Consider the following 7,304-nt stretch of genomic DNA (forward strand, 5'->3'; position numbering starts at 1 on the left):
CTACTTTAAACAATTGCAGCGACATCAAGTATTAATGTAACTAATCCATCACCTAATATTGTCGCACCCACATATTCCTTTAAATTTTGCAACAATTTACCCACTGGTTTAATTACAATTTCTTGTTGGCCTAATAACTCATCTACAAGCAGACCAACAGTCTTTTCACCTGTTTTTACAATTACAATGTATTTATTGTTTGATTCTACTGATTTTAGATTTAATTTTTCAGATAATCTGATGATTGGTATTATCTTATCTCTGTATAGTATTACTTCTTTATTATTTGTTAACTTAATCTCATTTACGTTAATATTAATTACTCTGTCAATAAAACCAAGAGATATTGCAAATGTTTCATCAGATACCTTAACTAATAATGCTTGTATTATGGAAAGAGTTAATGGTAACCTAATTATGAATGCTGTTCCTTTACCCTTTTCACTAACAACCTCAACAGTTCCACCTAAATTAGATATTTTAGTTTTAACAACATCCATACCAACACCGCGACCAGATATGTCAGTTACTTTTTCACTTGTACTAAATCCTTGCATAAAAATTAAATTTTTAATATCATTCTCTGACATACCCTCAGTGCTTATACCTATAGATTCAGCCTTCCTTTTAATTTTTTCTAAATCAAGTCCTTTTCCATCATCTTCAATTTTAATTACAGCTTTGTTCCCCTCTTGGTATGCAATTAACTTTATAGTTCCCTTTGCTGGTTTACCAAGTTTAATTCTTTCTTCTGTTTTTTCTATTCCATGGTCAGCTGCATTTCTGATTAAATGTACTAATGGCTCTCCTATCTCATCTATAACTGTTCTGTCTAATTCAGTATCTTCTCCTTTTATTATCAAATCAATATCTTTTCCAAGTTCCTGTGATAGGTCTCTTATCATTCTTGGGAATCTATTGAACACTCTTTCTATAGGTAGCATTCTTACCTTCATTACTAAATCCTGAAGATCAGATGTAATTCTTCCTACTTGCTCTAATGTTTCGTGTAGTTCACCTAATCTGTAATTTGTGCTAATTTGCTCCAATCTTGTTCTGTGAATTACTAATTCTCCAACTAAATTCATAAACTTGTCTAATCTTTCTAAGTCAACACGCACTGATTGGTGGGCTTTTTTATTTTTTTCCTCTTCTTTGGTTATTTTTGCTTTTGTATTTTCTTGTTTTTTATTGATATCAACATCGATATTGTTAGATTCTAATTGATTATCAGATTGTTTTTTAGTTTCAAGATTATTTATTGATTTAGATGATTCAGCTATTGAATTAATATTAACTTCTTTAATTTCAGATATATTTAAAATTAAATCTTTAACTTCATCTGCATTCTTTTGTGTTAAAAACATAATATAAAATCTGTCTTGAAAATTCTCTTGCTCAAGGTCATCAACCGAAGGTACTGTTTTAATAATTTCACCTAAATCTTCAATTGTTTTATAAACTAAAAAGGATCTTGCAGATTTTAAAAGACAGTCATCAGTTAAAATAATTTCAGCTGTATATACGTTATAATTTTTTTCTTTTGCCTGTTTTATTATGTTTTCATCATAAATATTTAAGGTAAAATCTATATTACTCTTTTCATCTTTTTGCTCTTTTTTACTTTCACCAACATTTTCAAGTTCTTTTATTAAATTATCAATGCTTATTTTTTCATCATTACCATCCCTTATATTATCTATCATTATTTCTAAAGTATCCAAACATTTAAATAAAACATTAATTATGTTTGAATCAACCTTTAAAATATCATTTCGGAATTTATCAAGCACATTTTCCATTTTATGAGTCAATTCAGCTATATCAGTAAATCCCATACTTCCAGCCATACCCTTTAAAGTATGAGCAACTCTGAATATTGAATTAATTATATCTTTATTTTCTGGATCCTTCTCCAGCTCTAAGATATTTTGATTTAATGTTTGTAAATTTTCAGATGATTCTTCTAAAAAAACATCTAAATATTGGGACATATCCATATTAATTACCTCCCGGCTTTCTATATATAAATGTTGATGCTTTTTCATATCCAAATTCCTTATAATTATAAATACTTTCAGTTGCACCTACAAATAGCAATCCTCCAGGTTTAAGAGAATTGTAAAAGTTTTGGTAAATTTTATTTTTAGTTTCTTGAGTAAAATAAATGACTACATTTCTGCAAACTATTAAATCAAAACCAGATTCATATTTATCTAAAATTAAATCGTGTTTTTTAAATGTTACCCTTTTTTTTTATATCTTCTGATATATAAAATTTGTCATCCTTTTTTGTAAAATATTTATTTAAAGTATTGTCATCTACATTTCTTATTTCATTTTTATTATAAACTCCTTGTTTGGCAACCTCTAATATAGTTTGATCGATATCGGTTGCTATTATTGTATGTTTCTTATTAGGAGTTAGTCTATCCATTATTATAGCAAGTGTGTAAGGTTCAGCTCCTATTGAACAAGCTGCACTCCATATTTTTAAGCTATTTTTTTCGGGTCTTAAATAATACTTTATCTTCTGTTCTAAATCTAAGAAAAGCTCCTTATTTCTAAAAAATTCAGATACATTAATTGTTAAATGATCTAAAAATTTTTTACTTAAGTTTGAATCTGATGATAGTTTGGTTATAAAATCAATTTCATTTTTTGCTCCTGCCCGTTGCATAAAATTTTCTATGCGTCTAATTAGTTGTTTTGATTTATAAGCAGAAAGATTAATTCCATATTCTTTTTGAACAAACTTTTCAATTTTTTCAAATTCCATTGGTTCACGCCCTCTTCAAAAGTTTTAGAATATATTCGAGAATATCATTTTCGTGTAAAACTACGTCTACACAACCAGTTTGTATTGCAGATTTTGGCATTCCAAATACCACTGATGATTCTTCATCCTGTGCGATTACAAAACCTCCATATTTCTTCACTTCAATTACACCTTCTGCACCATCCTTACCCATACCTGTAAATATCGCTGCTATTGTACCTGATTTATAATAATTTGCAGCACTTATAAATAGTTTATCTACTGCTGGTCTAACTCCGTGTATTTGAGGTGATAAGTCTAATCTAATTTCACCATTAACTACAAGCATATGGTATCCACCTGGTGCAATATATACAGTATTTTCTTTTATTTTTTGTTTATCAACAGCTTCTACAACTTCTAAATTGCTTGCTTTATTCATTCTTTCAGCAAAAGCCTTTGTAAAACCAACAGGCATATGTTGTACAACAAGAACAGGAATATTTATATCCTTTGGAAGTTTAGTAATTAAATCAAATAAAACCTTTGGTCCTCCAGTGGAAGCACCAAGGAGAAGAACACTATATTTGTTTTGATTTATATTTATACTTTTATTATTTAAATTACTATTTATTTTTGTATTGATTTTTTTAGTTTTATTTTTATATGCATATGCGTATCTTATTTTTTCAGCAATGTCATCCTTTATTTTATCAATATCAAGAGATATACTACCTGATGGCTTTTGTATAAAATCAAAAGCACCTAATTGTAAAGCTTCAATTGTAATATTAGAGCCTTCACTTGTAAGACTACTTAACATTATTACTTGTGCATTGGTATATTTTTTAAGTTCAATTAAAGCTTCTAAACCATTTTTTTTAGGCATTTCTACATCAAGTGTTATTACATCAGGATTTAATTGTTTTGCTTTTTCTATAGCCTCAAATCCGTCTCTTGCTGTTGAAACTACCTGCATATCTCTTTGCGAATTTATTATGTCTGATATCATCTTTCGCATAAAAGCTGAGTCATCGACAACTAATACTTTTATTTTTTCAAACATAGCTACAACTCCTTTACACCCTCGCCAGTAATCTTTAGAATTACTGTTGCTGTAGTAGGATCAACAATCATTGTTCTTCCTTTGTTGCCACCAATATCTTCTGCTATTATGGGTATATTCAGTTCTTTTAATATAGATTTGACAGCTTCTGCATTTCGTTTTCCAATATCCATCATTGGGCTTTTATCTGCAAAGCTAAACATACTTGCTCCACCAGCAATTTTAGCCTTTAAATTATTTTTATTTGCTCCAGATGTAATCAGCTTTTGTACTAATAGAGGAATAGCTGTATCAGCATACTTCATTGGATTGTTTATATTTGAAAATGCTTTGCTGTCCGGGAGCATTATATGTGATAATCCAGCAATTTTGTTAAAACTATCTATTATAGCAATACCAATACAAGAACCTAATCCTAAAGTAATAAGTTTATCAGGTGTTTTTGCTATGTTAAGATCTCCTATGCCTACCTTTATTTCTTGCATTTATATCTCTCCATTTAAAATGATGTAATAGTATTTAATTCTTCCTTTGACAATAGCTTATCTGTATCAATCATCATTATAATTCTGTCTTGCTTTTTTATAATTCCTTTTATATATTTATTAGAATAACCGCTTATTATTTCAGGAGTTGATTCAGATTCATTTTCATATATATCAATTACTTCTTGGACATCATCCACAAGTAGACCAATGGATTTTGAATTATTTCTTACAACTATTATTTTAGAATTTACATTATCATTTGATTCACGTTTAAATTTTATATTTAAATCTATAAGAGGTAAAATAGAATCTTGATACTTAATAATACCTTTTATAAAAACAGGTGCTTCTGGAACTTGAGTTGGGCTAACATAACCAAGTATCCTTTCTACTTGCTGAATATCAACAGCAAAGTCTTCACCATTCAACTTAAAAACAACAACTTTTTCAGTGGACATAAATATCACTCCTAAAGCTTAAATTTTTCTACAATTAATTCTCCTTTTTTAACGTAAGCCTTTAATTTTTTAACAGGCTCATCAATTTTATACTTGATTTCATCAAAAATTAGAATAGTATTTTGATAGGCAATTTCTGCTTCAATCACACCATCTTTCGTTGTTTTTAATGTAGTCGTTACACCAAGTGTTGAGCCTACCTCCCCTGCTTTAATATATTTTTTCGCTTCAACCTTACCGCCTCTTAAAACACTATCATTTTGTTTAAATATAATGGAGCTTTCAGCATTTATATTTGTATTATAGCAACCAGTACCTAATATTTCTACATTATTTGTAGAAATAATATTAGAATTTTGACAGTACATTAGATAAATATCTGCTGGGGAAGTATCAATTGTAATATTTTGTATTAAAGATTCAATAATTTTTAAAGTATTATTAATTAAGTTTATATCTCCATTAACCTCCATTGAATTTATATAATTATGTATTACCTGTAGTTGTTTTTTTGTGTTTACGTCTAATTTTGGCAGGTTAATCAAATTATTATAATTATTATTGACTTTTTCTTTTTCATTTTTAAATTTGGAAAAAATAATTATTTTTAATATTTTTGATAATTTATCTTGCGTAAATTGTTCATTATTTTTACTTTGTAAAATATCAAATATAGCTCTATTTAATTTTGATAAGTAATCCTTAATATCTATTAAATAGTTGTAAATGGTAATATATAGTATCGCTTGAGCACCTACAGTTAAATTCGAACCGATAACGTTTCCAGAAATATTAATATCTGAATTAGAATAAATTTCAGCTTGATTAACATTTCCTTTTATGATAATTTCTTTACCACCGATTATCTTTATTCCTTCTAATACATTTCCTTCAATATATATAGAACCATTGTATTCTATATTACCAATTTGTTTATCTACATCACCTTTAATTTTATAGGTAGGGAATACACAAATACTATCGTTTTTTATTCTTGGCATTCCTGAAACTTGTGCAATTGCACGTTTAAAATTATCTAATACTTCACACCCAGGCCCTTTTTTTAGCTTTTTTACTTCTCTTTTTCTTGGATTGATTGGTCTTCCAAAAACGTCAAAGCCAATTACTCCATCTTGTCCAGAATGAACTATTGCTAATACTTTACCTGCTTCAACAAATTCAACTTCTTTTATACTATTATAAAAATCGACTTTTTTTTCATTTTCTAAATAGTCATTTTCAATATTAGTACCGAAAAAATATTCTATTTTATCATCAATTGGCTCAACTGGGCTTTTACCCTGTGCAATTACACCATATCCACTGTCTATAATGCTTTTAACATTTTCCCATTTTACACCGTAAACAATTTTATTTTCTTTTAAATACTCATTAATTAACATTGTTATTTCGGTATCTAAAAGAAATTCATCTGTAAATTCAAAATCCAAATTTAAAATAGTAGATTTAGGTGTATTTTTCAAACGCCAATTTTTTAACTTATTTTTATCTAATTTTAAAATTGCTTCAAGTCCATTGTTATTTATTTCAATATTAAAAAATTTTTTATATATGACTTTATCTATATCAATATCAATTATATCGTCTGGTTTTATCTCACTTATTCCTTCAACTATTTTACCATTTATTTTAATAAATAAATTTTTATTAAAATTGATTTTAATAAAATCATTACCAAGATAATAATATAACTTGTTGTCTAAAATTTCTGCTTTACTTTCCCCATCAACACTTATAATGTTTTTTTCTATTATCATAACATCACCCCTAATTAAATATTAACGATATTTACAAAAAATATCAACTATAATTAAAAATAAAATTTAATATAATTAAAATAGCTGGCATAATACCAGCTATTTTAATTATTCTATACAATTACAATCATACATTTTATAGGGGCATTCGATTGGTTTCTCCAGTAATTTTGTAATTTCATTTTGTAGATAATCAAAGGTATCTCTATTTATTGAATAAAATATCCATTTACCTTTTCTTTGAGTGTTTAATATTCCTGCATCACTTAAAATTTTTAAATGGTGTGATACAGCAGGTTGACTTAAATTTAAATTATCACAGATATCACAGACACACATATCACAACAAGCTAACATTTTAATTATTTTAATTCTGTTTTCATCAGAAAGTGCCTTTAGTATATCAACTAATTTCAAATTTATCACCTTACCTCTTATTTAAGTTGTGTTAAGTATATTATATTATAAATTAAGGTTCTATAATAAATGTTGGGGCGTAGCCCCAGCATATTTTTTTACAAAAAAAATATGCACCTGTTTTAGATGCCTGGTAAAATTAAATTAACTACAAAAATATTACCTGAAAGGAGGCATCCTACAAGTGCACACTAATAATTGTATCAAAAATTTACTTGGTTTTAAAGATGTTATTATAACAAAAGTACTTGATAATGTTTGCTATGAAATTTATTTAGAAATGAAAAAGAAGCCTCATACTTGTCCTCGTTGTAATTCTGAAACTCGTAGAGTTCACGA

Annotated in this window: 6 protein-coding genes and 1 pseudogene; all 7 read right to left on the reverse strand. The window is 27.4% G+C overall.

Translation table 11 applies throughout. The features are described from left to right. Positions 1–5: 5 nt before the first annotated feature. The 7 genes and pseudogenes from A3M9_RS0101030 to A3M9_RS0101060 all read right to left on the reverse strand — a co-directional run bounded on the left by A3M9_RS0101030 (position 6) and on the right by A3M9_RS0101060 (position 6,965). The gene (locus A3M9_RS0101030) at positions 6–2,000 is read right to left on the reverse strand and encodes a chemotaxis protein CheA (protein ID WP_027307557.1); all 1,995 of its coding nucleotides are present in this window, start codon (positions 1,998–2,000) and stop codon (positions 6–8) included. 1 nt (position 2,001) lies between these two features. Then, positions 2,002–2,779 (reverse strand): annotated as a pseudogene (locus A3M9_RS12910) (protein-glutamate O-methyltransferase CheR). Positions 2,780–2,783: 4 nt separating this feature from the next. Further along, a complete protein-coding gene (locus A3M9_RS0101040) occupies positions 2,784–3,824 on the reverse strand; it encodes a chemotaxis response regulator protein-glutamate methylesterase (protein ID WP_027307558.1) in 1,041 nt (346 codons plus the stop codon). Between the two features lie 2 nt (positions 3,825–3,826). After that, complete coding sequence (locus A3M9_RS0101045) at positions 3,827–4,309, reverse strand: chemotaxis protein CheD (RefSeq protein WP_027307559.1); 483 nt, start codon at positions 4,307–4,309, stop codon at positions 3,827–3,829. A 14-nt stretch (positions 4,310–4,323) separates the two neighbouring features. After that, complete coding sequence (locus A3M9_RS0101050) at positions 4,324–4,770, reverse strand: chemotaxis protein CheW (protein WP_035165612.1); 447 nt, start codon at positions 4,768–4,770, stop codon at positions 4,324–4,326. An 11-nt stretch (positions 4,771–4,781) separates the two neighbouring features. After that, on the reverse strand, positions 4,782–6,548 hold the full coding sequence (locus A3M9_RS0101055) for a flagellar assembly protein A (protein WP_027307561.1): 1,767 nt from the start codon (positions 6,546–6,548) through the stop codon (positions 4,782–4,784). Positions 6,549–6,656: 108 nt separating this feature from the next. After that, positions 6,657–6,965 carry a helix-turn-helix transcriptional regulator gene (locus A3M9_RS0101060; protein ID WP_051350533.1) on the reverse strand — a complete coding sequence of 103 codons (309 nt, stop codon included), beginning with the start codon at positions 6,963–6,965 and terminating at the stop codon, positions 6,657–6,659. Positions 6,966–7,304 lie beyond the last annotated feature (339 nt).

Origin of the sequence: Caloramator sp. ALD01 (assembly GCF_000472625.1) — a bacterium.
GTDB lineage: Bacteria > Bacillota > Clostridia > Clostridiales > Caloramatoraceae > Thermobrachium > Thermobrachium proteoclasticum.